We start from the raw sequence: 26,047 nt of genomic DNA, 5'->3' as shown, positions 1-26,047 counted from the left end.
ACTCAACCCACATTCGCTACCACCCCGGCGAAGGCCGGGGGCCAGTTGGGAAGGTTGCAGTAACGGCGCGCTACCTCCGCCAATCTTGGTCCCCCAACTGGGCTCCGGCCTTCGCCGGGGTGGGGTGATTGGCGCGTTGGACATCTGCTTCCCGGTGTTCTCCCGCATCCGCAGGAGAACAGGGACCTACGCCGCCAGCGCCCGATCGCTCACGAACAGGTTCGTCGCGCGCTCATGCGCGAACGTGCTCGCGGGGCCGTGCCCCGGGATGAAGCTCGTGTCGCTGCCCAGCGGCCACAGCTTCTCGACGATCGACGACAGCAGCACGCGGTGATTGCCGCCGGGCATGTCCGATCGCCCGACCGACCCCTGGAACAGCACGTCGCCGACCTGCGCGAATTTCGATGGCGCGTGATGGAAGATCACATGGCCTTCGGTGTGCCCCGGCGTTTCGTAGACATCGAGAACGAGATCGCCGACCGACACCCGGTCGCCCTCGACCAGCCACCGGTCGGGTTCGAAATTTACCCCGGCGATCCCGTATTTCGGCCCGTCCTGGTCGAGCCGCTGGAGCCAGAAACGGTCGGCCTCGTGCGGCCCCTCGATCGGCACCGCCAGATCGTTGGCCAGCGCCTTCGCCTCGCCGGCATGGTCGATATGCCCGTGCGTCAGCAGGATCTTCTCGACGGTCACGCCCGCCTCCGCGATCGCCGCCTTGATTCGCGGCAGGTCGCCGCCGGGATCGACCACCGCCGCCTTCATCGTCGCGGTGCACCACAGCAACGTGCAGTTCTGCCGGATGGGCGTGACGGGGATGATCGCGGCACGCAGCGGCGGCAGGGAGGTCTTTGTCATTCCGGCAAAATAGGGCGGCGGGCGGTTTCGGGCAATCGCCGCTTGCGGTTTGCCTGCCGCCCCGTGCATCAGTCGGCACGATGTGGACTGCGCCCTTCGTGCTGCTTGATGATGCCCGGGAGGCGGGGGCCCCCGCGCGCCTGTACGACCGGCCTGTCCGGGTCGTTCGCGCGGACACCCCCGATGCCGTGCAACCGGCACTTGCCGAGATCCGTCGCGGGCTGGCCGAGGGGCTGCATGCCGCGGGGATGCTGGCCTATGAGGCGGGGATGACGTTCGCGTCGCGTGCGGTCGATGCCGGCCCGCCGGACGGCCCGTTGCTGTGGTTCGGCCTGTTCGAGCGCTACGAGACGATCCCCGCGGCGGCGCTGCCCGCGCTGTTGCCCGATCCCGCCGGGATCTGGGTCGGGCCGCCGCAGCCGCAGATCGACCGCGAGGCCTATGATGCGCGAATCGCGCGGCTGCTCGCGCTGATTGCGGCGGGCGACATCTATCAGGCCAATCTGACCTTTGCCGCGACCGTGCCGTTCATCGGCGATCCCCGCGCGCTCTATGCCCGCCTCAGACACCAGGCGCGCGCCGGCTATGGCGCGCTGATCGACACGGGCGACGAGACCTGTCTGTCGCTGTCGCCCGAACTGTTCTTCACGCTCGAGGGCGATCGGCTGACGTGTAGGCCGATGAAGGGCACGGCGCCGCGCGGCGCCACGCCCGACGTCGATCGCCGCCTTGCCCAGGGTCTGGCCGCCGATCCGAAGCAGCGCGCGGAAAATCTGATGATCGTCGACCTGATGCGCAACGACCTGTCGCAGGTCGCGCAGGGTGTCTCGGTCCCGGACCTGTTCACGGTGGAGACCTATCCGACCGTTCACCAGATGACGTCGACGGTGTCCGCGCGCCTGACCCCCGGCCGCGATGCGATCGATGTGCTCGCCGCGCTGTTCCCCTGCGGCTCGATCACCGGCGCGCCCAAGCAACGCGCGATGGAGGTCATCGCAGAGGTCGAGCAGGCCCGCCCCCGCGGCCTCTATACCGGCGCGATCGGCCGGTTCGATCCCGGCGGCGACGCCGCGCTGAACGTCGCGATCCGTACGCTGACGGTGCGCGACGGTGACGCGGTGATGGGGCTCGGCTCGGGGATCGTCGCGGACAGTGTCGCCGACCAGGAATGGCAGGAATGCGCGGACAAGGCGGCCTTCGTCACCGCCGGACAGCGCAAGCTGGACCTGATCGAGACGATGGCGTTCGATCCCGAACACGGGGTGATGCGGCTCGAACTGCATCTCGCCCGGCTGACCGCGAGTGCTGCGACGCTGGGGTTCAGCTTCGATCGTCACGCCGTTCGGAACGAACTGCAGGCGGCGACCTTCCGGCTGCGCGGTCCGCGGCGGATCCGGCTGGTCGTCGCGGCATCGGGCGCGGTCGCGATCCAGGTCGGTCCGATGCCGGTCACGCCCGCGCAGATGACGGTCGCGATCGTCCCGCTGCCCGTCGCGCCCGCCGATATCCGGCTGCGCCACAAGACCAGCGACCGCGCCTTTTACGACGACGCGCGGCGTGCCGCGGGCACCACCGAAGTGGTGTTCGAGGGGCCCGACGGCTTCCTGACGGAGGGGAGCTTCACCTCGCTGTTCGTGCCGCGCGACGGGGTGCTGGTAACCCCGCCTGTGGGCGCGCTGATCCCCGGCGTGCTGCGCGCCGATCTGCTCGCCAGCGGCCAGGCGGTCGAGGGACGGTTGACGCGCGCCGACCTCGCCAACGGGTTCCGTATGGGAAATGCGGTGCGTGGGCTCGTTCCGGCCGTTGTTGCGGTTGCGAAATCAGGCGATCGCGGCGTATAGCCCGCGCGAATTCCGCAGGCGCCGCTGCGGTCAACCGCAGAGGTTTCACCATGCACGCATCCGCCGCCCTTGGCCGCATCAGCCCTTCGCCGACCCTCGCGATCACGTCGCGTGTGCTCGAACTGAAGCGCGCCGGCGTCGACGTGATCGGGCTGGGGGCGGGCGAGCCTGATTTCGACACGCCCGATTTCGTCAAGGAGGCCGCGATCCAGGCGATTCGCGACGGCAAGACGAAATACACCAATGTCGACGGTACGATCGAGCTGAAGCAGGCGATCGCCGCCAAGTTCGCGCGCGACAACGGCCTGACCTATGCGACCGACCAGATCAGCGTGAACGTGGGCGGCAAGCACACCCTGTTCAACGCGATGGTCGCGACGATCGATCCGGGTGACGAGGTCGTGATCCCCGCACCCTATTGGGTCAGCTATCCCGACGTCGTGCAGTTCGCCGGCGGTGTACCGGTGATCGTCAAGGCCGGCCCCGAGGTCGGCTATAAGCTCGCACCCGAGGCGCTCGACGCGGCGATCACGCCCAGGACCAAGTGGGTGATCCTCAACTCGCCGTCGAACCCGACCGGCGCCGGCTACACGATCGACGAGCTGAAGGCTCTGGGCGCGGTGCTCGCGAAGCACCCGCATGTCTGGATCTTCGCCGACGATATGTACGAGCATATCGTCTATGACGGCTTCAGGTTCGCGACGATCGCCGAGGCCTGCCCCGAGCTGTTCGAGCGCACGCTGACCGTCAATGGCTGTTCGAAGGCCTATGCGATGACCGGCTGGCGGATCGGCTATGCCGGCGGCGCAAGCTGGCTGATCAAGGCGATGGCCAAGCTCCAGTCGCAGTCGACCTCGAACCCGTGCTCGATCGCGCAGGCCGCCGCCGTTGCCGCGCTCAACGGCGACCAGTCGTTCCTCGCCGAGCGCAACACCGCCTTCCAAGGCCGCCGCGATCTGGTCGTGTCGATGCTGAACGACATTGACGGCATGGAATGCCCGACGCCCGAGGGGGCGTTCTACGTCTATCCGTCGTTCGCCGCGCTGATCGGCAAGTCGACGCCGAACGGTCGGCTGATCGACACCGACGAGGCGATGGTCGGCTATCTGCTCGACGATGCCAAGGTCGCGGTCGTGCAGGGCGCGGCGTTCGGCCTCAGCCCCGCGTTCCGGATCAGCTATGCCACGTCGGACACGCTGCTGCGCGAGGCCTGCACGCGGATCCAGACCGCCTGCGCCGCGCTGCGCTGATCCGGCACGCCTCGGCAACATCGCGGACATGCCCGGACATCCGCCAGCAACCCTGCTGGCGGATGAACGGATTGGCCACATCGCGTTAATCGACCGTTTCATAAAACGGCATTGTGAAGACGCGGCATCCCCACGACATGCTGGGTCGTAGCTGACGTGATCCACCGGGATCATGCCAAGTCTGATTTCAACAGGAGCGCATGATGCGCAATCTTATCAAGTCGAGCTTTCTCTGGCAGTTTACTGGCGGTTTTGTTCTGGGTGCGCTGGGTCTCCTTGCGTTCCAGCCCGCCGAGGCAACGCAGCCGGTGTATGGCGCGCCCGTGCACACCGCGCCCGCCCAGCGCTGAGCCTGCTGAATCCCGGTGATCGGTCGCCGAAAGGCATTCCGCGCCGGGGCTGGAAACGTCATCGAGACGCCCCACATGATCAAGATGCACACGCCCCTTTTCGCAACGCTCGCCGCCGTCGGCCTCGCCGGTGCGGTCATCGCCACCGGTTCTGCGCAGGCAGAGCGCGCGGTCATCATCCCGGCCGCGACCGTCGATGTCCCGCGGACGGGCGGCCTGCAGACCGCAGTGTTGGCGGGGGGCTGTTTCTGGGGGCTCGAGGCGGTGTTCGAGCATGTCCGCGGCGTCAAGGGCGTGACCGCAGGCTATGCCGGCGGGACCAAGGCGACCGCGAATTACGAGCAGGTGTCGAGCGAAACCACGCGGCATGCCGAGGCGGTGCGGATCAGCTATGATCCCCGCGTCGTGAGCTATGCCACGCTGCTGCGCGTCTATTTTTCGATCGCGCATGATCCGACGCAGCTGAACCGGCAGGGCCCCGACAGCGGTACCAGCTATCGCTCCGCGATCTTCCCGCAGTCCCCGCAGCAGGCGCAGGTCGCACGCGCCTATATCTCACAGCTTGGTCAGACGCGGGCGTTTGCGCGGCCGATCGTCACGACGCTCGAAACCGGCAGCTTCTACCCCGCCGAAGCCTATCATCAGGACTTTTTCGACCGGAACCCGACGCATCCCTACATCGTCGCCTGGGACAAGCCCAAGCTCGCGGCGTTCCGCAAGGCCTTCCCGACGATCGCCAGCTGACGCCGGCTGATCACCTCAGGCGGATACGGCGATCCGCGTGTCCGGCCGCTGCGCGGCGACCGGAAACCGCAGCATCCGGTCTGCGACCGGCAACAGTGCCTGCGCACCAGTGCCCACTGCGCGGATGATCTCGGGATGGTCGACGTCCAGCCCGCCCGTCAGCGATCCGAAGGCGGGCAGGATCAGTTTGGTCTCGGTCGCGACGAAACACCGCCGCGCGACCTGCTTGCCGCGCAGCCGAAGGCGCAATTTGGGATGGAAATGGCCCGAGAGTTCGTGCCGGGTCTCGCGCGGATCGGCCTCGTGGCGCAGCACCAGGCCATCGACACAGGCCTCGTCGACTACCGTGCCACCGCACCGGTCGAGGATCATCGGGTCATGATTGCCCGTGATCCAGGTCCAGTGCGTCTTTTGCGTCATGGCGCGCAGCATCTCCTGCGCGCGCTGCGGCAGCCGGTCGCAACCGTCGCTGTCGTGGAAACTGTCGCCGAGACACCAGATTTCGGTCGCGCCGGTCGCGTCGAGCACGGCGGCGAGTTCGGTCAAGGTCGCGATCGAATCATAAGGTGGCAGCATCTGGCCACGGCTGGCGAACCAGCTCGCCTTTTCGAAATGCAGGTCGGCGACCAGCAAGGCGTGTCGCGCGGGCCAGTAAACCGCACCTGCCGCCAGCGCCGAAAGCGTGTGTCCGCCGAACGAAAAGGGAACCATCAGGTGGCCATGCCGTCGGTCGACGTTCGAATCAAGCGATTGTGCAGCGCAGCGTCGAACACTTGCGCATGGCTGCAATCGGCGTAAAGCGCGCCGTCCCATCAGGAGGAGCGCTTTTCGCGCCATGTCGTCCGTCGCCGGAACACCCCAGCCCGCTGAAACGTCCACCGACCTGTCGGCGGCGCATCTTCACCCGCACCCGGCGCTCGCCGCGCTGACCGTGGGGGCGATCGGCGTGGTGTTCGGCGATATCGGCACCAGCCCGCTCTATGCCTTCCGCGAAGCGCTCGGCCAGAGTGCTGCGGGCGGGATCGATCCGAGCGAGATTCTTGGCGTGCTCAGCCTGGCGCTGTGGTCGCTGTTCCTCGTCGTCACCGTGAAATACGTCATCTTCCTGATGCGCGCGGACAATCAGGGCGAGGGCGGCGTGCTTGCGCTCGCAGCGCTCGCAAGGCGCGCGCTGGGGGTGCGCTCGAAGATCGCGATCGTGCTCGGGGCCGCCGGCGCGTCGCTGTTCTACGGCGATGCGATCATCACGCCGGCCCTGTCCGTCCTCTCGGCGATGGAAGGGCTGCGAACGATTCCGAGCGCTGCGCACATCTTCAACGAGGGCGTGGTGCGCGCGTTGACGATCGCCATTCTCATCGTCCTGTTCGTGATCCAGTCGCGCGGGACGGCGCATGTCTCGAAGCTGTTCGGTCCGGTCTGCATCGTCTGGTTCGTCGCGATCGGTGCGCTGGGCGTGTGGCATATTGCCGACGAGCCCTCGATCGTCCGCGTTTTCTCGCCGACCTACGGTGTCGCGTTTCTCGCGACCCACGGCGTCACCGGGCTGTTCGTGCTCGGCGCGGTGTTCCTGACCGTCACCGGAGCGGAAGCGCTGACCGCGGACATGGGCCATTTCGGCAAGATGCCGATCCGGATCGGCTGGTTCTTCCTGGTCTTTCCGGCGCTCGCGCTCAACTATCTCGGGCAGGGCGCGTTCGCGCTGTCGCAGCTCGAGGATGCCGCGCGTCGGGGCGTCCCGTTCGTCAATCAGGACTGGTTCTTCCTGATGGCACCCGAATCACTGCGCCCCGCGCTGATCATTCTCGCGGGCTTCGCGACGGTCATCGCCAGCCAGGCGGTGATCACCGGCGCGTTCAGCCTGACGCAGCAGGCGATCCAGCTCGGCCTGCTGCCGCGGCTGCGCATCCGCCAGACCTCGGCGGTGTTCGCCGGGCAGATCTACCTTCCCGCGATCAACTGGCTGCTGCTGATCGGCGTGCTGGTGCTGGTGATCCAGTTCAAGACCTCGTCGGCGATGGCCGCGGCGTACGGTATCGCGGTGACCGGCACGATGGTCGTCACCACGCTGCTCGCCTATATCGTCGTGCGGCACCGCTGGAACTGGTCGCGGCCGCTGGCGCTCGCCGCAATCCTGCCGTTCCTGACGCTCGACCTGATCTTCTTCGGCGCGAACATCCTGCGCGTGATCGAGGGCGGCTGGGTGCCACTGGTGATCGCGGCGTCGATCGGGCTGATCATCTTCACCTGGGTGCGCGGCAAGAAGATCGTCAGCGCGTTCGAGAAGCGGCAGAGCATCCCGCTCAGCGATCTCGCCGCCGCGCTCGAGAAGCGCCCGCCCGAACGCGTGTCGGGGACCGCGGTGTTTCTCACCGCCAATCCGCACGCCACGCCTGGCGCGCTGCTCCACAATTTGAAGCACAACAAGGTTCTGCACGAGCGCAACCTGATCGTCAGCATCCGCACCGCGGATCGCCCGTTTGTCGATCAGGCGGGCCGCGCCAAGGTCGAGCGGGTCGATGACAATTTCTCGATCGTCGTGCTGACCTACGGCTTCATGGAATCCCCCGACGTGCCGCGCGATCTTGGTGTCGGCGCGAAGACCGAGCAGCTCGGCCTCGACCCGATGCGGACGTCGTTCTTCATCGGCCGCAACACGCTCAAGCCCGACGCGGAAAAGGGCATGCCGCCCTGGCAGGACCGGATCTTCATGTTCCTGCAGCGCAACGCGAGCGATCCGACCGAGTTCCTGCGGATCCCGCCGGGCAAGGTGCTCGAACTCGGCGAGCAGGTCACCGTCTAGACTCCCTCTCCCCTAGGGGGAGAGGGAAGGGGCCCGCACGGCGAAGCCGGGTGGGAAGGGTGAGGGGAGTGTGGCTCGGGACCCTGTCCCAATACCCCTCACCCTTCCGTCGCCTGCGGCTCCTCCTTCCCTCTCCCCCAAGGGGAGAGGGATTCAGCATCATCCCGCGAACGCCTTGACCAGATCGTACAGATAGTCGCGGCCGTCATAGAGCGATGCAATCCGGATCCGTTCGTTCAGGCCGTGGATGCCGCCCATGTCCTTGTCGATGAACACGCCCGGCGCGCCGTAAACCGGAATGCCGATCGCCTCGAAGAAGATGCCGTCGGTCGCGCCGGTCGACATCAACGGCAGGATCGGCAGGCCGGGGAAGTGCTTGGCCGCGACCTTCGTCACCGGGCCCATGATCTTGGGGTCGAGCGTCGGCGGGATCGCGGTCGGCCGGACCGGCTGGTTCGCGGTCACGCTCACCTTGGTACCGGCGAGCGACTTCAGCTTCGCCAGCGTGCCGTCGACCGTCTCGCCGGGGAAGATCCGGCAGTTCACATTCGCGGTCGCGCGCTGCGGCAGCGCGTTTTCGGCATGGCCCGCGCTCAGCAGCGTCGCGACACAGGTCGTGCGCAGCGTCGAATGCATCGCCTTGTCGCGGCTGACGATCGCGTCGGCCGCCTTGTCCTGCGGATTGGCGAGCAGCCGCGTGATCGCGTCGCCCATCGTGCCCGGCATCGCCTTTGCACTCGCGGCGAAGAAGGCGCGCGTCGTGTCGGTGAAGGTCACGGGGAATTCATAGCCCTGCACCGCCTTCACCGCATCGGCGAGTTCGTATATCGCATTGTCGGGTGTCGGCTGCGAGCTGTGCCCGCCGGGATTGGTCGCGGTGAAGGTGTAATTCTGCGCGGCCTTCTCACCGACCTGGATCGCCAGCAGCTGGCGCTTGCCAGTATCGTCGAGCCGCCCGCCGCCGCCCTCGTTCAACGCGAATTCGGCGGCGATCAGGTCGGGCTTGCTCGCGGCCAGATATTGCGCGCCGTTCCACGCGAAGGTCGTCTCCTCGCCACAGGTCAGCGCGAGCTTGATCGTCCGCTTCGGCGTATAGCCCGACGTCTTGAAGCGGATCATCGCGTCGGACCAGATCGCCGCCTGCGCCTTGTCGTCGACGGTGCCGCGGGCATAATAATAGCCGCCCTCCTCGATCAGCGTGAACGGATCGCGCACCCAGTCCTCGCGCTTGGCCTCGACGACGTCGAGATGCCCGAGCAGCAGCATCGGCTTGATCGACGCGTCCGACCCCTTCAGCACCGCGACCAGCCCGCCATCCTTGGGATGCTCGGGTACCGAGAAATAGGTGATGTCGGCATCGGCATAGCCCGCGCTTTTCAGCCGTGCGCCGATCTGCGCCGCGGCCTGGGTGCAGCTGCCCGACGACAGCGTCGTGTTGGTCTCGACCAGCTCCTTGTAGAGCCCGAAAAACGCCTTCTGGTCGGGGCGGCTTTGCGCAAATCCCGTACCGGGCATGGTGACGACACTGGCCGTCAGCATCACTCCCGCCATCACCCTGCTTACTGCGCGCATCGTCGTCCCCTTGATCGTTTATTGCAGCAGCGTTGCAGCGAATGATCGATCACGCAACCTCAACGCTGCGTGACATTGCGCGGCAGGGCAAGCCGCACCTCGCGATTGGCAAAGTCGATGTCGACGCGGCGGAACAGCGTCAGCGCATCCATGCCGAGCAGGATCGCGGGCCGTTCCGCCAGTCCGAACTGACGAAAGGGCGGGGCGTCTACGGCCGTCAGCGCGATCGGCAGGCTGGTGATCGTCAGGCTGCCGATCATGACGCGATCGATCGTCGAATAGTCCGCCATCACTGTCTGTCCGGTAACACCGGTCAGCGCGATCGATTGCGACCGGACCGGCTTGCGCAACAGTTTGCGGCGCAGTGCGGCATTGCCCATGCTGACCGACGACCCGGTATCGATGATCACGCGGATCCGGACGCCGTTGCAATAGGCGTCGGTGACGACGAGCTGGCCGAACAGGCTGCGCGCCCGGACGACGATCTCGCCCCGCTCGGTCCGCTCGCGGCGGTTGCGCCGGCGCGCGGGCGTCACGGTCATCGTGCGGGTGTCGAAATCGATCCCCACCGCGCGTCCCTGCAGCGTGTCGATCCCCAGCAGCCCCAGCGCTCCCAGATTCTGCGCGGCGATCGCGGGCGCCTCGATCGCCGGGCTGTCGATCGTGCCGACCCGCAGTGCCGGGATGATCACGGTCGCGACGCTGTCCGATCCGGTCATGCCCGTGACGCGGACGATCCGGCCGGGCGCAAGCCGCAACACCGCCGCAAGCTCGCGCGAGATCACGGTGCGTTGCGCGCCGGTATCGACGACGAACTTCTGCGGACTGGTGCCCGCGATCGACACGGGCACGGTCATCCTGCTCTCGTCCTGCCCGAACAGCATCACCGTGTTTGCTGCGGATGCTGCATCATCGACCGGTGCAGCATAAGCGGGCGGGGCGGCGGCTTGCGGGATAGGGTCGGGGGCAGTCTGCTGGGCCGCAGCCGGGGCAGAGATGATGAGCAACACCGGGCCTGACCACCTGCGCATGACCCGATGCTGCGCCCGAAACCGACGGACGACAAGTCGTTCGTCCCTGGTTCGTCTCGCGTCCGTTCAGTCGATCCGCATCGCCTCGGCCGCCAGTGCCTCCGCCTCGATCAGCAGGGCGTCGTCGGACGTGTTGGTGGCGACCTTCTCACGCCCGATCAGCGTCAGGATGGGCACCGCGAGCGGCGTCACGCGCTCGAGATCGACATGCAGCATCGTCTCCGCCGCGCGGTCGAGCAGCCCGGCCAGTCGCCCGACATCCGTCATCCGCGCGCGCGCATCCGCCCAGGCCGCCTCGAGCAGCAAATGCGTCGGCTCGTATTTGCGCAGCACGTCATAGATCAGGTCGGTCGAGAAGGTGACCTGACGCCCGGTCATGCGCTTGCCGGGATGCTGGCGCTCGACCAGCCCGCCGATCACCGCGACCTCGCGAAACGCGCGTTTGAGCAGGTGCGATTGCTGCACCCAGTCGACGAATTCATGTTCGAGGATGTCGGCGGAGAACAGCGATGCCGGGTCGGTGATCTTGTCGATCCCGTACACCGCCAGCGCATAGTCGTTCGCGACGAAGCCGAGCGGTTTGAGCCCCTGCGTCTCCATCCGCCGGGTGATCAGCATGCCGAGCGACTGGTGCGCGTTCCACCCCTCGAAGCTGTAGGCGACCATGTAATGCCGCCCTTCGCGCGGGAAGGTTTCGACCAGCAGCTGCCCGGGTTCGGGCAGGACCGAGCGCAACCGCTGATATTCGAGCCATTCGCGCACATCGTCGGGAAACCGCGCCCATTCGCCGGGATGCGCGAGGAAGCCGCGGACGCGGTCGGCGAGGTTGGTCGACAGCGGCATCCGGCTGCCGCCATAGGTCGGGATCCGCGCAGGCTTTGAGGTCGCGCGGACGACGAGGTCCTCGGTGTCCATCTTGATGACCTCAAGGCTGAGGCCGGCGAAGAAGAAGGTGTCGCCGGGGCTGAGCTGCGCCGCGAAGCCTTCCTCGACGCGGCCGAGCGCGCGGCCATTGCCGAACCGCACGTTGAGCATCGTCGCCTCGACGATGATCCCTGCGTTCAGCCGGTGCTGGCCGATGAACTTGGGATGGCTGATCCGCCATGTGCCGTCCGCAACCTGCGTCAACCGCTTGAACCGGTCATAGGCCTTGAGCGCATAGCCGCCGTCGCTGATGAACCCGAGCACGCGCGAGAAAGTCTCGGCTGGCAGCGCCGAATAGGGGAGCGCCGAGCGCACCTCGTCGAGCAGGTTCTCCTCGCGGAACGGCGCGGCGCAGGCGCACGCCATCACATGCTGCGCCAGCACGTCGAGCGCGCCGACGCGGAACAGGTCGGGATCGAGCTCGCCCGCCTCGACCGCGTCCAATGCGGCGCGCGCCTCGAGATATTCGAACCGGTTGCCGGGGACGAGGATCGCCTTGCTCGCCTCGTCGAGCCGGTGATTGGCGCGGCCGATCCGCTGGAGCAGCCGCGACGATCCCTTGGGCGCCCCCATCTGGATCACGCAGTCGACATTGCCCCAGTCGACGCCGAGGTCGAGGCTGGCGGTCGCGACCAGTGCGCGCAGCTTGCCCTCCGCCATCGCGCCCTCGACCTTGCGTCGTGCCTCGCGTGCGAGGCTGCCATGATGGACGCCGATCGGCAGCGTGTTCGCATTCACCTTCCACAGATCCTGGAAGATCAGCTCGGCGAGGCTGCGCGTGTTGCAGAACACGATCGTCGTCGCATGTTTCTCGATCTCCGCCATCACCTGCTCGGCGGCATAGCGGCCCGAATGGCCCGACCACGGAATGCGACCCTCGGGCAGCAGGATCGCGATGTCCGGATCCGCGCCCGCCTCGCCCTGCACCATCGCGACCTGGTCGATATCGCCGTCGGGGGCGAGCCACGCGCGATAGCCGTCGGCATCCGCGACCGTCGCCGACAGCGCGACGCGGCGCATGCCCGGCGAGATTGTCTGCAACCGCGCCATGCACAGCGAAAGCAGGTCGCCGCGCTTGCCCGTCGCAAACGCATGGACCTCGTCGATCACGATCGTGCGGATGCCCTCGAACATCGTGATGCTGTCGGGATAGCTCAGCAGCAGCGACAGCGATTCGGGGGTGGTCAGCAGGATCTGCGGCGGTTTCACGCGTTGCCGTGCCTTGCGGTCCGACGGCGTGTCGCCGGTGCGCGTCTCGACGCGGATGTCGACGCCCATCTCCTCGATCGGCGTCAGCAGGTTGCGCTGGACGTCGACCGCGAGCGCTTTCAGCGGCGAGACATAGAGCGTGTGGAGCCCGCTGGTCGGCTCCTCGATCAACTCGGCGAGCGTCGGCAGGAAGCCGGCGAGCGTCTTGCCTGCCCCTGTCGCCGCGACCAGCAGCGCGTGGTGCCCGGCGCGTCCCTGCGCCAGCATGTCGGTCTGATGCCGGCGCGGCCGCCAGCCCCGTGTCGCGAACCAGTCATCAAGTTGGGGGGGAAGGTCGCTCACGGCCTGTTCACGCATGGTCGTCATATGGGTGCACTATGCCGCAACGCCATGGACGGCGCTCACCCGGTCGGCAATTTGTCGGACCATCGATCTGTTTAGCCTGTGAAAGACCAACCTTGTCGATTCTTCGCCATCTCGCGCCGCTGTCCCTGATCGCGCTGTTGCCCTTTGCCAATGCGACGGCGGCGACGCAGAAGTTCGTCGGCGCAGGCGGCACGGTTCGCCTCGCCTATCCGTCGACCCTGACCCCGACGCGCAACTTCGCCGGCCGCGCGTTGATGACCAGCGGCTGGCGGACGATGTGGGACGGCACGCTGCCCGGGCGGGGCGTCGGCATCGTCCGGTTCTGGCAGGTCGCAAAGCCGACCGACGGGCAGGGTCAGGTGACCGAGATGATCCAGGTCGGCTTCAGCCGGAGCACGGCGGTGATCGCGCGCTGCACCACCGACGGGCTGACATCGGCGAACAGCCGCCGCCTCGCCGATCGCACGCTCGGCGGTCAGCGCTGGACGACCTATGAGACGGGTGATGCCGGGATGAGCCAGCAGGTCCGCGCGCTCACGCTGCGCAGCGTCATCGGCGGCACCTGCTACGCGGTCGACCGGATCACCTATGCGGCCAAGGCGGGATCGCCGCCGCCGCGCAATGCACCGACCCAGGCGGTCGCCGCGGCGCGGATGGATGCGATCCTGAAGACGGTCAAGGTCGGCCGGCGCCGCTAGGCGACCGCGGCTGTGCCGCTCCGCCGTTGCGCGTGGCACCGCAGCCGCGGCTCGGGCGTAGTAGCGTGATGGCAAAACTCGGCGACTGGCTCGAACCGCATCCACACGGCATCCTCGTCAAGCCGATCGACGCGTGGATCGATCCGTCGATCCCGAGCGAGAGGGCGCTCGTCACGCACGGCCATGCGGATCATGCGCGCGGCGGCCATGCCGCGGTCTGGGCGACGCCCGAGACGCTGGCGATCATGGACGCGCGCTATGGTCCGCAATCGGGTCACCCGGTCGCCTATGGCGAGACGATCCGCATGGGCGAGGTCGATATCGGTTTCGTCCCCGCCGGCCATGTCCTGGGTTCGGCGCAGATCGTGCTCGACTATCGCGGCGAACGGGTCGTCGTCTCGGGCGATTACAAGCGGCGGAGCGATCCGACCTGTACGCCGTTCGAGCCCGTCAAATGCGACGTGTTCGTCACCGAGGCGACCTTCGGCCTGCCGGTCTTTCGTCACCCCGATACCGGCGACGAGATCGACAAGCTGATCGCCGCATTGCACGCCAATCCCGACCGCTGCGTCCTGGTCGGGGCCTATGCGCTCGGCAAGGCGCAGCGCGTGATCGCCGAACTGCGCGCGCGGGGGCATGAGGCGCCGATCTACATCCATGGCGCGCTCCAGCGGCTGTGCGATCTCTACGCCGATCACGGCGTCCGTCTCGGCACCCTGCTGCCGGTTGCGGACGCCAAGAAGGCCGACATGGCGGGGCATGTCGTGATGTGCCCGCCCGGCGCGCTCAACGATCGCTGGTCGCGGCGCCTGCCCGACCCGATCACCGCGATGGCGAGCGGCTGGATGCGCGCCCGCGGGCGCGCGCGGCAGAAGAATGTCGAATTGCCGCTGATCCTGAGCGACCATGCCGACTGGGACGAGCTCATCGACACGCTCGCCGAGATCGCACCGCGCGAGGTATGGGTCACGCATGGCCGTGAGGATGCGCTCGTCCACTGGTGCATGACCCGCCAGATCAAGGCGCGCGCGCTGGCGCTGGTCGGGTTCGAGGACGAGGATGACTAGGCGGATGCCGGCCGCATGGCGGGGGTGATACGTGTTTTGCGCCACGGCAACCGGCGCCGCTCGAGCAGCGACCGCCACGCCCATTCGACCGGCGCGATGCCGAACGTGCGCAGATAGGCATTGGCGAGCCACAACAGGCCGATATTGATCGCCAGCGCGATCCCCATCAGCGCGGCCCATCCGAACTGGCCGTACAGCCCCAGCGCGAAGGGCGGGAACAGGATCCACAGGCCGATGATCGTCTGCAGCACGTAGAGCGACAGCGCGGTCCGGCCGGCGGCGGCGAAGGGCCGCAACAGCCGCGCGCCGAGGATCGTCCCGACCAGCAGATGGACGGCGCCGACATGGCCGAGTGTCATCGCCAGCCGGCTGACCTCCGCGGTCGCCCAGAGCGTCTTCGGCGCGGTATCGAAGCGCATCTGCTCCGCCGCGCCGATCATCCGCAGCGGGATCGCGATCCCGTAGGCGATCAGCGTCATCCGCGCATAGAAGGCGCGCGATCGTCCGCCCTGCAGGATGCCGAGCCTGTACAGCGCCGCGCCGATCAGCATCACGCCGGCCGCTTCCCACACGAACACCAGCTCGAGCCCACGGCTCTGCAGATAGGCGATGACACTCCACTGATACGTCGCCCAGGTCATGAAGCTGCCCGTACGCGCCTTGTCCTCGGCGGCGATCCGCGCAGCATCCTCGGCCTTGGTCTTGGCGCGTCTTGCAGCCCCCTCGGCGACCTTGGTCAGCAGCGTGCGGTCCGCGGCGGTGACCGGTCGCCCGGCGCGCTGCGCGCTTTCGATCGCGGCGACCTGCGCCTGGGTCTGCGTGGTGGAGACATAGCCGTAGGTGCCGCCGGCGAACTGCAGCGCCGCCGCCGACAGGCCGATGGTCAGAAGCAGGCGGGGGCGCAGTCCGCGAAACAGGAAGGCGATCAGTGCCGCGAGGCCATAGGTGTGGAGGATGTCGCCCGGCCACAGCAGGACGAGGATGTGCACCACGCCGAACGCGAGCAGCAGCAGGTTACGCGCATAATAGCGCTTCATCACCACGCGCGTCCCCGCCAGCTGCGCGGCGCGGTCGGTCAGGATCACCATCCCGGCGCCGAACAGCATCTCGAGCATGCAGCGCGCGGTCCCGTTGGCGATCACCTCGCGCAGCCACCAGGCGATCTGGTCCTGCGTGGTCCAGCCGAAATGCCGGATATCGTCGAACGACGCGTAGAGCGACCCGCCCATGTCGTTGATGTTCATGAACAGGATGCCGAGGATCGCGATCCCGCGCAGGATATCGAGTACCGCGATGCGTGGCGCGCCATCGGGTTCGGCCGCGGTCATCGCTGGCGACGTCGCCACGCGCTCGGCGTCGCCATCACGGCTGGCGGAAAGGTCGTTCATCGGTCTGGGCCCCCCCGTGATGCAAGCCGGACGCTACGCCGATCCGGTGCGAAGGCAAGCGTCAGCCGGTGCCCTCGAGCGCACGGGCGCGGCGGCGTTGTACCGAACTGCCGATGCCGAGCGCCTCGCGATATTTGGCAACGGTGCGCCGGGCAATGTCGAAGCCCTTGCCGTCGAGCAATTCCACCAAAGTATCGTCGGACAGGATCTTGGCACCCTCGTTCGCGATCAGCGCCTTGATCGCGCTTTTGACGGCCTGCGCCGACACCGCATCGCCGCCGTCTGCCGACTGGATCGCCGAGGTGAAGAAATATTTCAGCTCGTACAGGCCGCGCCCGCACGAGACATATTTGTTGCTGGTCACGCGGCTGACGGTCGATTCGTGCATCTCGATCGCGTCGGCGACCATCCGCAGCGTCATCGGCCTGAGATGTGCGACGCCGTGGAGGAAGAACGCCTCCTGCTGCTTCACGATCTCGGTTGCGACCTTGATGATCGTGCGCTGCCGCTGGTCGAGCGCCTTGACCAGCCAGTTCGCGCTGGCGAGGCACTCGCTGAGCCACGCCTTCGACGCCTTGTCCTGCTCGCCACGCGCCAGTTCGGTGTAATAGCTGCGGTTGACGAGGATGCGCGGCAGCGTCGCGGTGTTGATCTCGATGCTCCAGCCGGTCTTGGTCCGCGCGACGAACAGGTCGGGCACGACCGCGCGGCTTGGCTCGCCGCCGAACCGGCATCCGGGCTTCGGATCATAGCCGCGCAGCTCGCGGATCATGTCCGCCATGTCCTCGTCATCGACCTGGCACAGCCGCTTCAGACGCCCGATCTCGCCGCGTGCGAGCAGATCGAGATTGTCGATCAGCCGCGCCATGCAGGGGTCATAGCGATCCGCCTCCCGCGCCTGGATCGTCAGGCATTCGGCCAGGTCGCGCGCGCCCACCCCGGTCGGGTCGAAGGTCTGGATCACCGCCAGGACATGCTCGACCCGGGCAAGCGCGACGCCCAGCCGGTTGGCGATTTCGAGCAGCGGTACGGTCAGATACCCCGCCTCGTCGATCTGGTCGATCAGATGCGCCGCGACGAACGCGTCATCCGCGGCGACCGCGGGGCCCGCCTGCGCCAGCAGATGATCGGCAAGGCTGAGCCCGGTATCGGCAAAGCCGTCCAGATCGAGACCGTTCCCGTCGCCATCGCTGCCACCGCCCGCGCCGGCCCCGCTCATCGACAGCGCGCCGTCGGTGCCGCTTCCGCCGTCGGCGACGCTGTCCTGATGGTGGCTCTCGGTCGCATAGTCGATGTCGAGCGCGGGCTCGTCGCTGCCGACACTGCCGCTCACCAGCTCGTCGGCGGCGACGCGTTCGTCGCGGGGGGCGGCGTCGTCAGGTTCCGGCCCGGCGTCGCGGTCGGGTCTGTCGCCATCGTCCGCGGCGCCCGCCTCGAGCAGCGGATTGCGCTCGATCTCCTCGGCGATGAACCCCTCGATCTCCAGGTTCGACAACGCCAGCAGCTTGATCGCCTGCTGCAGTTGCGGGGTCATCACCAGCGACTGCGATTGGCGAAGGTCCAGGCGAGGCGCGAGGCTCATGACACTAGAGCGAGAAGCCCTCGCCCAGATAGAGGCGGCGGACATTCGCGTCGGCGACCAGTTCGGCCGGGCTGCCCGAGAACAGCACGCGGCCATCATAGATGATGTAGGCGCGGTCGACGATGTCGAGCGTCTCGCGGACATTGTGATCAGTGATCAGCACGCCGATATCGCGGCGCTTGAGATCCTTCACGAGATCGCGAATGTCGGCGATCGAGATCGGATCGATGCCCGCAAACGGCTCGTCGAGCAGCATGATCGACGGCTCGGCGGCCAGCGCGCGGGCGATCTCCGCCCGGCGCCGCTCGCCGCCCGACAACGCCATCGCGGGCGCGGCGCGCAGCCGGGTCAGGCCGAACTCCTCGAGCAGCGTGTCGAGCTTGCGCTCGCGCACCGCCTTGTCGGGTTCGGACAGCTCGAGCACCGTCAGGATGTTCTTCTCGATCGTCAGCCCGCGGAAGATCGACGTTTCCTGCGGCAGATAGCCAAGGCCCAGGATCGCGCGCCGATACATGGGCAGGCGCGTGATATCGTCGCCGTCGAGCATGATCCGACCCGAATCGGGCTTCACCAGCCCCATCACGGAATAGAAGCACGTCGTCTTGCCGGCGCCGTTCGGCCCGAGCAGCCCGACCACCTCGCCACGCCCGACCGACACCGACACATCGGTCAGGACGGTGCGCTTGTCATAGGATTTGGCGATCGACACGACCTGAAGGCCGTTGGTCGTCGGCGCTTCGACGATCGCGTCGCCGTGCGGGCCGGGGGTTTCGATCGGGGGCAGCGTGGGGGCATCCATCAGGCTTTGGCCTTGCTGAGGGCGGGCGGGTAAAAGCGGCTGGCGCTCGGCTGGCGGGTTTCGCGGATGACCGGCGGTGCGCGCATCGGATCAGTTGCGCTTGGGAACCGAGAAGGTGCCGGTCACGCGCCCGCCCGTCTGGGTCACGGTGCCGCCGCTGGCCGTCGCGCCGCCGCTGCCGCGGACCGACGATCCGTCGATCACCGCGCGACCGGTATCGAGATTCATCGTCAGCCGCCCGCCATTCACGGTGTTGCCACCCTGGGTCAGCGTCACCGCGCCGAGCATCGTGATCACCCGCCGGTTGAGGTCGTAGATCGCATATTGGCTCTTCGCGGTCTGGTCCGGCCGGCGCACCGTCACGCCGCCCGACGCGTCGAGGCGCGACACCTGCGGGTTCCCGCCGACCACTTCGCCGGTATAGGCCACCGTCATCCGCGCCGAATTCAGCGTCATGTCCGCCTGCTTGACCGACACGCCCCCGCTCAGCACCGCGCGGTTCGCCTTGTCCTGCAGCTCGATATGGTCCGCACCGAAATCGATCGGCGCGTTCGAGTTGTGCGCACGTTGCGCGGAGACGCAGGTCGCCGCGAGCGCGGAGAGCATCAGGAGGACGGAGCTTGGTATGAGGCGCATGGCGGCTATTTCGGCCCTCGCGGCACGATCCGCAAGCGCGCATTGCCGTCGAGCCTGACGGTGCGGGCTTCCAGATCGGCATGCAGCTTGTTCGCACTGAACACGCCCTGCGGCACCGTTCCCGTCACCGCGCTGCCGCTGTCCATCGTCCGCGCGCGCATGTCGAGCGTCGCATTGGTGGTTTTCAGGTCATAGCCGTTGGGAGCGGTGACGTTGAGCGGGCCGTTCAGCTGCACCTTCTCGGTGTCCATGTCGTAGCGCCCGGAATTCGCCCTGATGTTGGCGGGGCCGTCGGCAAGCTGGAGCTGCGCGCTCAGCGTGTTGAGCTGCACGATCGGTTCGGCCGAACTCTTCTGGATCGCCGAGCGGGCGTCGAGCGTGAACGCCTGGCCCTTCGAATCCTGCCCGCGATATTGCGCGGCCTGCAGCTTCATGCGCTCCTGCGCGACCTCGACCTTGTTCTTGTCGAGCACGAACGACACGTCGCCGCCCGCGGTCAGCGGCGCCATCACCAGGAATGCGGTCAGCACGCCGATCGCGGTCGGCAGACCGAGTCGCGCCAGCCCGACGACGCGGTCGTGGCGGCTGCCCGGCGCCGCCCAGACCTGACGCGGCGAGCGGGCCTGCCGGATCGTCTTCGCCGATGCGTCGGACGGGGGCGCCATGGTCATGTCAGGCGTGCGCGAAGATGTCGATCTCGGGCCATCCGGCGAGATCGAGCGCGGCACGGGTCGGCAGGAAGTCGAAGCATTTCTGCGCGAGCTCCATGCGGCCTTCGCGAATCAGCCGCTTGTCGAGCTCCTCCTTCATCCGGTGCAGGAAGCGGACGTCGGACGCGGCATAGTCTTTCTGCGCCTCGCTGAGATTCGGGCTCCCCCAGTCGGAGGATTGCTGCTGCTTCGACACGTCCTGGCCCAGCAGTTCGCGGACCAGCTCCTTGAGCCCGTGTCGGTCGGTATAGGTCCGGACCAGTCGCGACGCGATCTTGGTGCAATAGGCCGGCGCCGCAACGACGCCGAGATAATGCTGGACCGCGGCGATATCGAATCGTCCGAAATGGTAGAGTTTCAGCCGCTCCGGATCCGCGAGCAGCGCCTTGAGGTTGGGCGCTGCATAGTCGCTGTCGGCCGCGAACCGGACGAGATGTTCGTCCGCGCCGCCATCCGACAGCTGGACGACGCAGAGCCGGTCGCGCGGCGTGATGAGGCCCATGGTCTCGGTGTCGACGGCGATCGAGGCGCCCGGTGCGAAGATCCCGGACGGGATGTCGCCTTCATGAAGATTCACTGTCATGCGGTGGCCCTAGCGGTCGGGGGCGCCTTGCTCAATGGTCCTCCGCGATGACGCGGGTGCGCCATGCTTTTGCCGCGATCATCGCCAATGGAGCAAGCGGACAAGATTCTGTTCGCGATAGCTTGATTTTTGCGCTATGCCCTTCCCCAAGGCGCAAAAGGTTTCGCGCCCGAGGGCCCGCGTTCGTCGTCCGGACACGCCGGCTTTTGGAGAGATTTTGCGGGCGAACCGGGAAGACGATCAGGGCTTATGGGTTTCGATAAAGGTGGCCGCGGGAACCGTGGCGGGCGTGGCCGCGACAAGCGCGACAGCTTCGGCGGCGGCAGCGACGATTTCGGCGGCGGCAGCAGCTTCGGCGGCGGCGGTGACCGGTTCGGCGGCGGCGGCAGCAGCTATGGTGGCGGTGGCAGCAGCTACGGCGGCGGCGGCAGCAGCTTCGGCGGCGGCGGTGATCGCTTCGGCGGCGGCGGCGGTGGCGGCGGTGGTTACCGCGGCGGCGGCGGTGGCGGCGGCTTCAGCGGCGGCGGCGGCGGTGGCGCCGGGCGCGGCATGCCCCCCCAGGTCGTTGGTGAAGGCACCGGCGTCGTAAAGTTCTTCAACGCGCAGAAGGGCTTCGGCTTCGTCGTTCGCGATGACGGCGGCGAGGACGTGTTCGTGCACATCAGCGCAGTCGAGCAGGCCGGCATGGTCGCTCTCGCCGAGGGTCAGCCGCTCGGCTTCACGCTCGTCGATCGCGGCGGCCGCATCTCGGCAACCGATCTCAAGATCGATGGCGAGCCGATGGCCGTGACCGATCGTGGTCCGCCGCGTGATCGTGATGCCGGCCCGGGTGCACCCCGCGCCGGTGCCGATCGTGGTGCAGGCGGCGCGCCGCAGCGCCAGCTGACCGGTGAGAAGGCAACGGGTACGGTCAAGTTCTTCAACGCGATGAAGGGCTTCGGCTTCATTCAGCGCGATGATGGCCAGCCTGACGCGTTCGTGCACATCTCGGCGGTCGAGCGTGCCGGCATGGCCACGCTGAACGAGGGCGACAAGCTCGAGTTCGAGCTCGAAGTCGATCGTCGCGGCAAGTATGCAGCAGTCAACCTGAGCGCAGGCGGCTAATCCCGTCCGTCCGGTCATCGGGGTTTTTCAAACCAGCATGACGATCGGACATAGCCTGATAGCGGCCGGTCTCGCACTTGCGGGGCCGGCCGTTGCCGTTCTGGCGCAGGGCGCAGCGGCGCCCCAGCCTGCCACGCGCACATTGCCCGCTCCTGCGCCCGCGCCAGCCGTGCCGATCCTGTCAGTCAGCATCGTGGCCCGCTATCCGCACGATGCGACGGCATTCACCGAAGGCCTGTTGTGGCACGACGGCGCGCTCTACGAGAGCACGGGCAAGGAGGGGCAGTCCGATGTCCGCCGCGTCACGCTTCTCGATGGTCGTATCGTCGCGCGCCGCCGGATCGATCCGGCGCAGTTCGGCGAGGGGCTCGGCCTGTGGAAGAACGAGCTGATCAGCCTGACCTGGCATGACGGCATCGCGCACCGCTGGGACGCCCGCACGCTCAAGCCGACCGGCACCAACCGCTACGCGGGCGAGGGCTGGGGCCTGACGAGCGACAAGGACGGCCTGATCCAGTCCGACGGCAGCGCGTCGTTGATCCTGCGCGATCCTAGGACACTCGCCGAACGTCGCCGGATCGGCGTGACGATCGACGGGCGTCCGCTGACGCAGCTTAACGAACTCGAATATGTCGATGGCGCGATCCTCGCCAATGTCTGGCAGACGGGATATCTCGTCCGCATCGCCCCCGGCACCGGCCGCGTCATCGCGATCATCGACCTGCGTCCGCTGGTCGCCGAGATCGGCGCCCGCGACCGCGACGCGGTGCTCAACGGCATCGCCTGGGATGCCGCGAAGAAGCGGCTGTTCGTCACCGGCAAGCTCTGGCCGACCCTGTTCGAGATCCGGATCAACGGTTAGGGCGCGGGGATCATCCGGCGGAGCGTGTCGATCCGGTCGGCCTCGGCCGCGGGCTTGTCCGTCCGGATCCGCGCGATCCTTGGGAAGCGCATCGCAATCCCCGACTTGTGCCGCTTCGACTCCTGCAGCGCGTCGAACGCGATTTCGAGCACCATCGTCTTGGCGACCTCGCGCACCGGCCCGAAGCGGTTGAGCGTGTTCTTGCGGACGAACGAATCGAGCATCCGGAGCTCCTCGTCGGTAATCCCCGAATAGGCCTTGCCCACCGGCAGCAACTCGCCCTCCTCGGTCCAGCAGCCAAAGGTATAGTCCGAATAATAAGAGGACCGCCGGCCGCTGCCGCGCTGCGCGTACATCATCACGCAATCCGCGGTGAGCGGGTCGCGTTTCCATTTATACCAGAGCCCGACGCGGCGCCCGCCGACATAGGGCGAGTCGCGGCGCTTGAGCATCACGCCCTCGATCGCCGAGTCGCGCGCGCCCGCGCGCACCGCCTCGAGCGCGGTGAAGTCCACGGCGTCGATGACCTGGCTCAGGTCGAACCGCTCGGCATCGAGCTGCGGCACGAACGCCTCGAGCCGCGCGCGTCGCTCGGTCCAGGGCAGCGCGCGCAGATCCTCGTCGCCATCGATCAACAGGTCATAGAGGCGGACAAAGGCCGGATACTCGGCGAGCATCTTCGCCGACACCGTCTTGCGCCCCAGCCGCTGCTGCAGCGCGTTGAAGCTCGCCGCGCCGCCGCCCTCCTCCAGCGTGCCCCCCTGATGCTCGCCCTTGACCAGCAATTCGCCGTCGACCGTCCCCGGCGTGACGAAGGCGGCGGCGATTTCGGGGAAGCTCGCGGTCACGTCGTCGCCGGTCCGGCTGTAGAGTCGCGTTTCACCCGCGACATGGACGATCTGCACGCGGATCCCGTCCCATTTCCACTCCGCCGCATAGTCGGCGAGGTCGACGCGCAGATCCTCCAGACCATGGGCGAGCATGAAGGGACGGAAGACGGGGACGTTGGCGGGGGTCGGTTGCGCGCCATGCCCCTCCGCCCAGGCGAACAGCGTCGGATAGGGGGCTGCCAGGCCATGCCAGACTTCCTCGACCGCATCGACGTCGAGCCCGAACGCATCCGCCAGCGCGGTCTTCGCCAACCGCGACGAAACGCCGATCCGCAGCCCGCCGGTCGCCATCTTGAGCAGTGCGAAGCGCTCCTCCGCATCCGACCGATCTAGCATCGCGGCAAGCGCCGCCGGCGCCTCGGCGCGCGACAGCGTCATCAGCCGGTCGACCACCTGCGAGATCGACAGCGGTTCGGCGGGCACCGGATCCGGTCCCAAGGGCTCGGGCTCTGGCCACAGCAGGGCGACGGTCTCGGCGGTATCGCCGACATAATCACGGCTCATCCGGAAGAGGACGGGATCGATACGGTCCTCGATCAATCCGCGGATGACCGCCGATTTGACGCCCGGCAGATCGAGATCGCCGGTCAGCGCCGCCATCGCCCAGCCACGATCGGGGTCGGGCGTCACGCGCAGATAATCGCCGATCAGCTTCAGCTTCGCATTGCGCGACCGCGTATAGGTGAGGGCATCGAGGAGCGCGGCGAAAGCATGCATGATCCGATAACGCGCCGCCCGGCACTCGGCTCCGGGCGGCTGGCATCACCGTCTCTACGGGCGTCACATGAAAAAGGCCCCCGCCGTTCCCGGCGAGGGCCTTATCGTAACATCGGCGCGGGCCGATGCGATCCCGTCGCGTCAGTCGATCGCGTTCTTGATTCCCTTGCCCGCCAGCAGGCCGAGCACGAGGAAGATCACGAACAGCGCGATCGCGATGAAGAACAGCACCTTGGCGATGCCGATAAACGCCCCGCCGACGCCGCCAAATCCGAGCAGGGCCAGCACGAGGCCGATGATCAAGAAGGTGATGGCGAGCTTCAACATGGGCATTCTCCTGTTCCTGACAGAACCCGTCCCGCCCATGTCGGTTCCGACACGGGAAGGACGGGCGCCCGGGTTCAGGCCTTGCGGCTGGCTTCGAACAGGAACCAGGCGCGTTCCTCAGCCTGATCGGTCCATTCGTCGACGATGCCGCTGGTGGCATTGTCCTTGGCCTCGTCGGCGGCGTCCTTGACGATCCGGAACTGTTCGACGAGCTTCAGATTGTCTTCGCGCAGCTCGGCGAGCATTTCGGTCGGTCCGACGAAATCCTTGTCATTGTCCGGGATGCTCTGGCGGCGCGAAATGTCGCCGATCGAGCGAAGAGTCGTGTTGCCGGTCTTGCGGACGCGCTCGGCGATCGCATCGGTCACGCCCAGGATCTGTGCCGCCTGGTCATCGAGCAACAGATGATAGTCACGGAAATGCGGACCCGACATGTGCCAGTGAAAGTTCTTGGTCTTCAGGTACAAGGCATAGCAATCGGCAAGCGAGGCATTGAGCGCTTCGGCAACCGTCTTCGTGCTGTTGCTGACGAGATCGGTGGGCGTGTCGAGTGCGGGGTTGGTGGCGGGCATCGAAAACTCCATGCATGGGAATGTCTGTGGATCGTTGCGTCAACGAAGCGATAGCCGAAATGCTCCCGTCGCGCATGCGCCATTCCTCATCTGAGTGATCGCTCCGCTAGATCAATCGGACAGCGCTCAGGCCCAGAATGACCCCCAGGATCACGAATATCAGCCCGATGCCGGTGCGCAGTCGGGCGAGCGGCCATCGGCGCCACGCCGCTTCGCCCATCATCGCCGCGGGGGCGATCACCACCAGCGATCCGATCGTCGCGCCGACCGCCGCCAGCATCGGCACGGCGCTGCGGAGTGCGAGTGCGGCCACGATGAACTGTATGCCGTCGCCGAACGCGAGGATGAACAGCCCGAGCATGGTCGTGGCGATCGCGCCCGTGCGCCACCCGCGCAGTGGATCGGGCGCCTTGACCGGCAGCAGCGCACCGCCGCCCTGGAGGATCAGCGCCACCGCCAGCATCAGCTGGCGCGCATTGGGGGTCAGCAGCGGCGCGACCGCGATCCCGCCCGCGACCGCCAGGCTGCCCGCGAGCAGCAGCGCGAGCGCCGCCGCGAGGATGACCAGCCGCGGCTTGCGATACCGATCGGCCAGGATCGCCGCGAGCCACGCGGTTCGATCGCCGACCTGCGCCAGCGCGGCGGCGACGAGCGCCGCCATCAGCGCGTCCATCGCTAACGCGTCATGCGCGGGTCATCCCGCGAGCCGGACCGAACAGGCGGCCGCGAAGACATGGCAGGCCTGGACGTCCTGCCGCTCGCTGTAGATCGCGTCGCTCAGCGTCATCAGCCAGCCATGGACGAGCGCACCATGTTCGCCGCGTGACAGTGCCGAATCGATGAAGTGCGTGACGGTCACCGCGGGGTTCATGCCGTTGCGATGCGCGATCAGGCGGATCGCGTCGATATCGGGCGCGAGATCGGTCGCGCGGGTATAGGGCGCGCGGACGTCGATCGCGGCGATCCGGGCCGCAAGCTCGGCCTTTACCAGCGCCAGATCCTGGAATTCCGCGACTCGCTCGGCAACCTGCCCCATGATCCCGCCTCCTGTCTTTCTTATGGGATGCATCATGCGCCCATGCCGATAAAGATGCGGTTAAACACCCTGTGATGCGGGATTCCGGGGCGAATATGGGGTGATATGGTTGACTTGGCCGGCAGCATGCGCCA

Annotated in this window: 25 protein-coding genes; 9 read left to right on the top strand and 16 right to left on the bottom strand. The window is 67.3% G+C overall.

Features of this window, described 5'->3' with window-relative positions; all coding sequences use genetic code 11:
* Window positions 1–186: 186 nt before the first annotated feature.
* A complete protein-coding gene (locus IFS44_RS07425; RefSeq protein WP_274604217.1) occupies window positions 187–855 on the bottom strand; it encodes an MBL fold metallo-hydrolase in 669 nt (222 codons plus the stop codon).
* Window positions 856–935: 80 nt separating this feature from the next.
* Here IFS44_RS07425 and pabB point away from each other — a divergent pair, with 80 nt between their 5' ends.
* The 4 genes from pabB (at window position 936) to msrA (ending at window position 5,040) form a co-directional block, all read left to right on the top strand.
* Window positions 936–2,696 (top strand): aminodeoxychorismate synthase component I, encoded by a 1,761-nt coding sequence (gene pabB / locus IFS44_RS07420; RefSeq protein ID WP_192098040.1) that lies wholly within the window; start codon window positions 936–938, stop codon window positions 2,694–2,696.
* Between the two features lie 50 nt (window positions 2,697–2,746).
* A complete protein-coding gene (locus IFS44_RS07415) occupies window positions 2,747–3,946 on the top strand; it encodes a pyridoxal phosphate-dependent aminotransferase (RefSeq protein WP_192098039.1) in 1,200 nt (399 codons plus the stop codon).
* Between the two features lie 203 nt (window positions 3,947–4,149).
* On the top strand, window positions 4,150–4,296 hold the full coding sequence (locus IFS44_RS07410) for a hypothetical protein (RefSeq protein WP_166746496.1): 147 nt from the start codon (window positions 4,150–4,152) through the stop codon (window positions 4,294–4,296).
* Between the two features lie 84 nt (window positions 4,297–4,380).
* Window positions 4,381–5,040, top strand: a complete 660-nt coding sequence (gene msrA / locus IFS44_RS07405) for a peptide-methionine (S)-S-oxide reductase MsrA (protein ID WP_056675127.1) — start codon at window positions 4,381–4,383, stop codon at window positions 5,038–5,040.
* Window positions 5,041–5,055: 15 nt separating this feature from the next.
* Here the strand turns inward: msrA and pdeM are convergent, their stop codons facing one another.
* Complete coding sequence (pdeM, locus tag IFS44_RS07400; RefSeq protein WP_192098038.1) at window positions 5,056–5,751, bottom strand: ligase-associated DNA damage response endonuclease PdeM; 696 nt, start codon at window positions 5,749–5,751, stop codon at window positions 5,056–5,058.
* 124 nt (window positions 5,752–5,875) lie between these two features.
* Here pdeM and IFS44_RS07395 point away from each other — a divergent pair, with 124 nt between their 5' ends.
* The gene (locus IFS44_RS07395; RefSeq protein ID WP_192098037.1) at window positions 5,876–7,840 is read left to right on the top strand and encodes a potassium transporter Kup; all 1,965 of its coding nucleotides are present in this window, start codon (window positions 5,876–5,878) and stop codon (window positions 7,838–7,840) included.
* Window positions 7,841–7,999: 159 nt separating this feature from the next.
* On the opposite strand, the gene IFS44_RS07390 is transcribed toward IFS44_RS07395, so the two are convergent.
* The 3 genes from IFS44_RS07390 to IFS44_RS07380 form a co-directional block, all read right to left on the bottom strand.
* Entirely contained in the window at window positions 8,000–9,391 is a 1,392-nt protein-coding gene (locus IFS44_RS07390) for a M20/M25/M40 family metallo-hydrolase (RefSeq protein WP_446740844.1), read from the bottom strand.
* Between the two features lie 80 nt (window positions 9,392–9,471).
* Window positions 9,472–10,422, bottom strand: a complete 951-nt coding sequence (locus IFS44_RS07385) for an aspartyl protease family protein (protein WP_206757822.1) — start codon at window positions 10,420–10,422, stop codon at window positions 9,472–9,474.
* 87 nt (window positions 10,423–10,509) lie between these two features.
* Complete coding sequence (locus tag IFS44_RS07380; RefSeq protein ID WP_244650030.1) at window positions 10,510–12,942, bottom strand: ligase-associated DNA damage response DEXH box helicase; 2,433 nt, start codon at window positions 12,940–12,942, stop codon at window positions 10,510–10,512.
* A 92-nt stretch (window positions 12,943–13,034) separates the two neighbouring features.
* Between IFS44_RS07380 and IFS44_RS07375 the strand changes: the two genes are divergently transcribed.
* Window positions 13,035–13,640, top strand: coding sequence for a hypothetical protein (locus tag IFS44_RS07375; RefSeq protein ID WP_192098034.1), 606 nt, complete (start codon window positions 13,035–13,037; stop codon window positions 13,638–13,640).
* Window positions 13,641–13,708: 68 nt separating this feature from the next.
* On the top strand, window positions 13,709–14,707 hold the full coding sequence (locus IFS44_RS07370; protein ID WP_192098033.1) for a ligase-associated DNA damage response exonuclease: 999 nt from the start codon (window positions 13,709–13,711) through the stop codon (window positions 14,705–14,707).
* Here IFS44_RS07370 and IFS44_RS07365 read toward each other — a convergent pair.
* The 6 genes from IFS44_RS07365 to IFS44_RS07340 form a co-directional block, all read right to left on the bottom strand.
* Entirely contained in the window at window positions 14,704–16,095 is a 1,392-nt protein-coding gene (locus tag IFS44_RS07365; RefSeq protein ID WP_192098032.1) for a DUF418 domain-containing protein, read from the bottom strand. The two genes, IFS44_RS07370 and IFS44_RS07365, sit on opposite strands and share 4 nt — an antisense overlap.
* 61 nt (window positions 16,096–16,156) lie before the next feature.
* A complete protein-coding gene (rpoN, locus tag IFS44_RS07360) occupies window positions 16,157–17,677 on the bottom strand; it encodes an RNA polymerase factor sigma-54 (RefSeq protein WP_192098031.1) in 1,521 nt (506 codons plus the stop codon).
* Between the two features lie 4 nt (window positions 17,678–17,681).
* Window positions 17,682–18,476, bottom strand: a complete 795-nt coding sequence (gene lptB, locus IFS44_RS07355; RefSeq protein WP_107045271.1) for an LPS export ABC transporter ATP-binding protein — start codon at window positions 18,474–18,476, stop codon at window positions 17,682–17,684.
* A gap of 90 nt (window positions 18,477–18,566) precedes the next feature.
* The gene (locus tag IFS44_RS07350) at window positions 18,567–19,112 is read right to left on the bottom strand and encodes an LptA/OstA family protein (protein ID WP_192098030.1); all 546 of its coding nucleotides are present in this window, start codon (window positions 19,110–19,112) and stop codon (window positions 18,567–18,569) included.
* A 5-nt stretch (window positions 19,113–19,117) separates the two neighbouring features.
* Window positions 19,118–19,783, bottom strand: coding sequence for an LPS export ABC transporter periplasmic protein LptC (gene lptC, locus IFS44_RS07345; RefSeq protein WP_235188218.1), 666 nt, complete (start codon window positions 19,781–19,783; stop codon window positions 19,118–19,120).
* Window position 19,784: 1 nt separating this feature from the next.
* Window positions 19,785–20,405 carry a ribonuclease D gene (locus IFS44_RS07340; RefSeq protein ID WP_192098029.1) on the bottom strand — a complete coding sequence of 207 codons (621 nt, stop codon included), beginning with the start codon at window positions 20,403–20,405 and terminating at the stop codon, window positions 19,785–19,787.
* A 249-nt stretch (window positions 20,406–20,654) separates the two neighbouring features.
* Here IFS44_RS07340 and IFS44_RS22600 point away from each other — a divergent pair, with 249 nt between their 5' ends.
* Together IFS44_RS22600 and IFS44_RS07330 are read left to right on the top strand one after the other, a co-directional pair.
* The gene (locus IFS44_RS22600; RefSeq protein ID WP_192098028.1) at window positions 20,655–21,509 is read left to right on the top strand and encodes a cold-shock protein; all 855 of its coding nucleotides are present in this window, start codon (window positions 20,655–20,657) and stop codon (window positions 21,507–21,509) included.
* Window positions 21,510–21,546: 37 nt separating this feature from the next.
* The gene (locus tag IFS44_RS07330) at window positions 21,547–22,371 is read left to right on the top strand and encodes a glutaminyl-peptide cyclotransferase (protein WP_192098027.1); all 825 of its coding nucleotides are present in this window, start codon (window positions 21,547–21,549) and stop codon (window positions 22,369–22,371) included.
* Here the strand turns inward: IFS44_RS07330 and IFS44_RS07325 are convergent.
* From IFS44_RS07325 to IFS44_RS07305, 5 genes are all read right to left on the bottom strand, one after another.
* Window positions 22,368–23,978, bottom strand: a complete 1,611-nt coding sequence (locus tag IFS44_RS07325) for a cisplatin damage response ATP-dependent DNA ligase (protein WP_192098026.1) — start codon at window positions 23,976–23,978, stop codon at window positions 22,368–22,370. The two genes, IFS44_RS07330 and IFS44_RS07325, sit on opposite strands and share 4 nt — an antisense overlap.
* 141 nt (window positions 23,979–24,119) lie before the next feature.
* Complete coding sequence (locus IFS44_RS07320; RefSeq protein WP_031395540.1) at window positions 24,120–24,305, bottom strand: DUF1328 domain-containing protein; 186 nt, start codon at window positions 24,303–24,305, stop codon at window positions 24,120–24,122.
* A 74-nt stretch (window positions 24,306–24,379) separates the two neighbouring features.
* Window positions 24,380–24,877 (bottom strand): Dps family protein, encoded by a 498-nt coding sequence (locus IFS44_RS07315; RefSeq protein ID WP_031395539.1) that lies wholly within the window; start codon window positions 24,875–24,877, stop codon window positions 24,380–24,382.
* A 106-nt stretch (window positions 24,878–24,983) separates the two neighbouring features.
* On the bottom strand, window positions 24,984–25,550 hold the full coding sequence (locus tag IFS44_RS07310; RefSeq protein WP_192098025.1) for a TMEM165/GDT1 family protein: 567 nt from the start codon (window positions 25,548–25,550) through the stop codon (window positions 24,984–24,986).
* Between the two features lie 21 nt (window positions 25,551–25,571).
* The gene (locus tag IFS44_RS07305) at window positions 25,572–25,913 is read right to left on the bottom strand and encodes a hypothetical protein (protein ID WP_042466204.1); all 342 of its coding nucleotides are present in this window, start codon (window positions 25,911–25,913) and stop codon (window positions 25,572–25,574) included.
* Between the last annotated feature and the right edge of the window lie 134 nt (window positions 25,914–26,047).

Source organism: Sphingomonas sp. CFBP 13706, assembly GCF_014842355.1.
In the GTDB taxonomy this organism is placed as follows: Bacteria; Pseudomonadota; Alphaproteobacteria; order Sphingomonadales; family Sphingomonadaceae; genus Sphingomonas; species Sphingomonas aerolata.
This window is presented reverse-complemented; position numbering and strand designations above follow the sequence as displayed.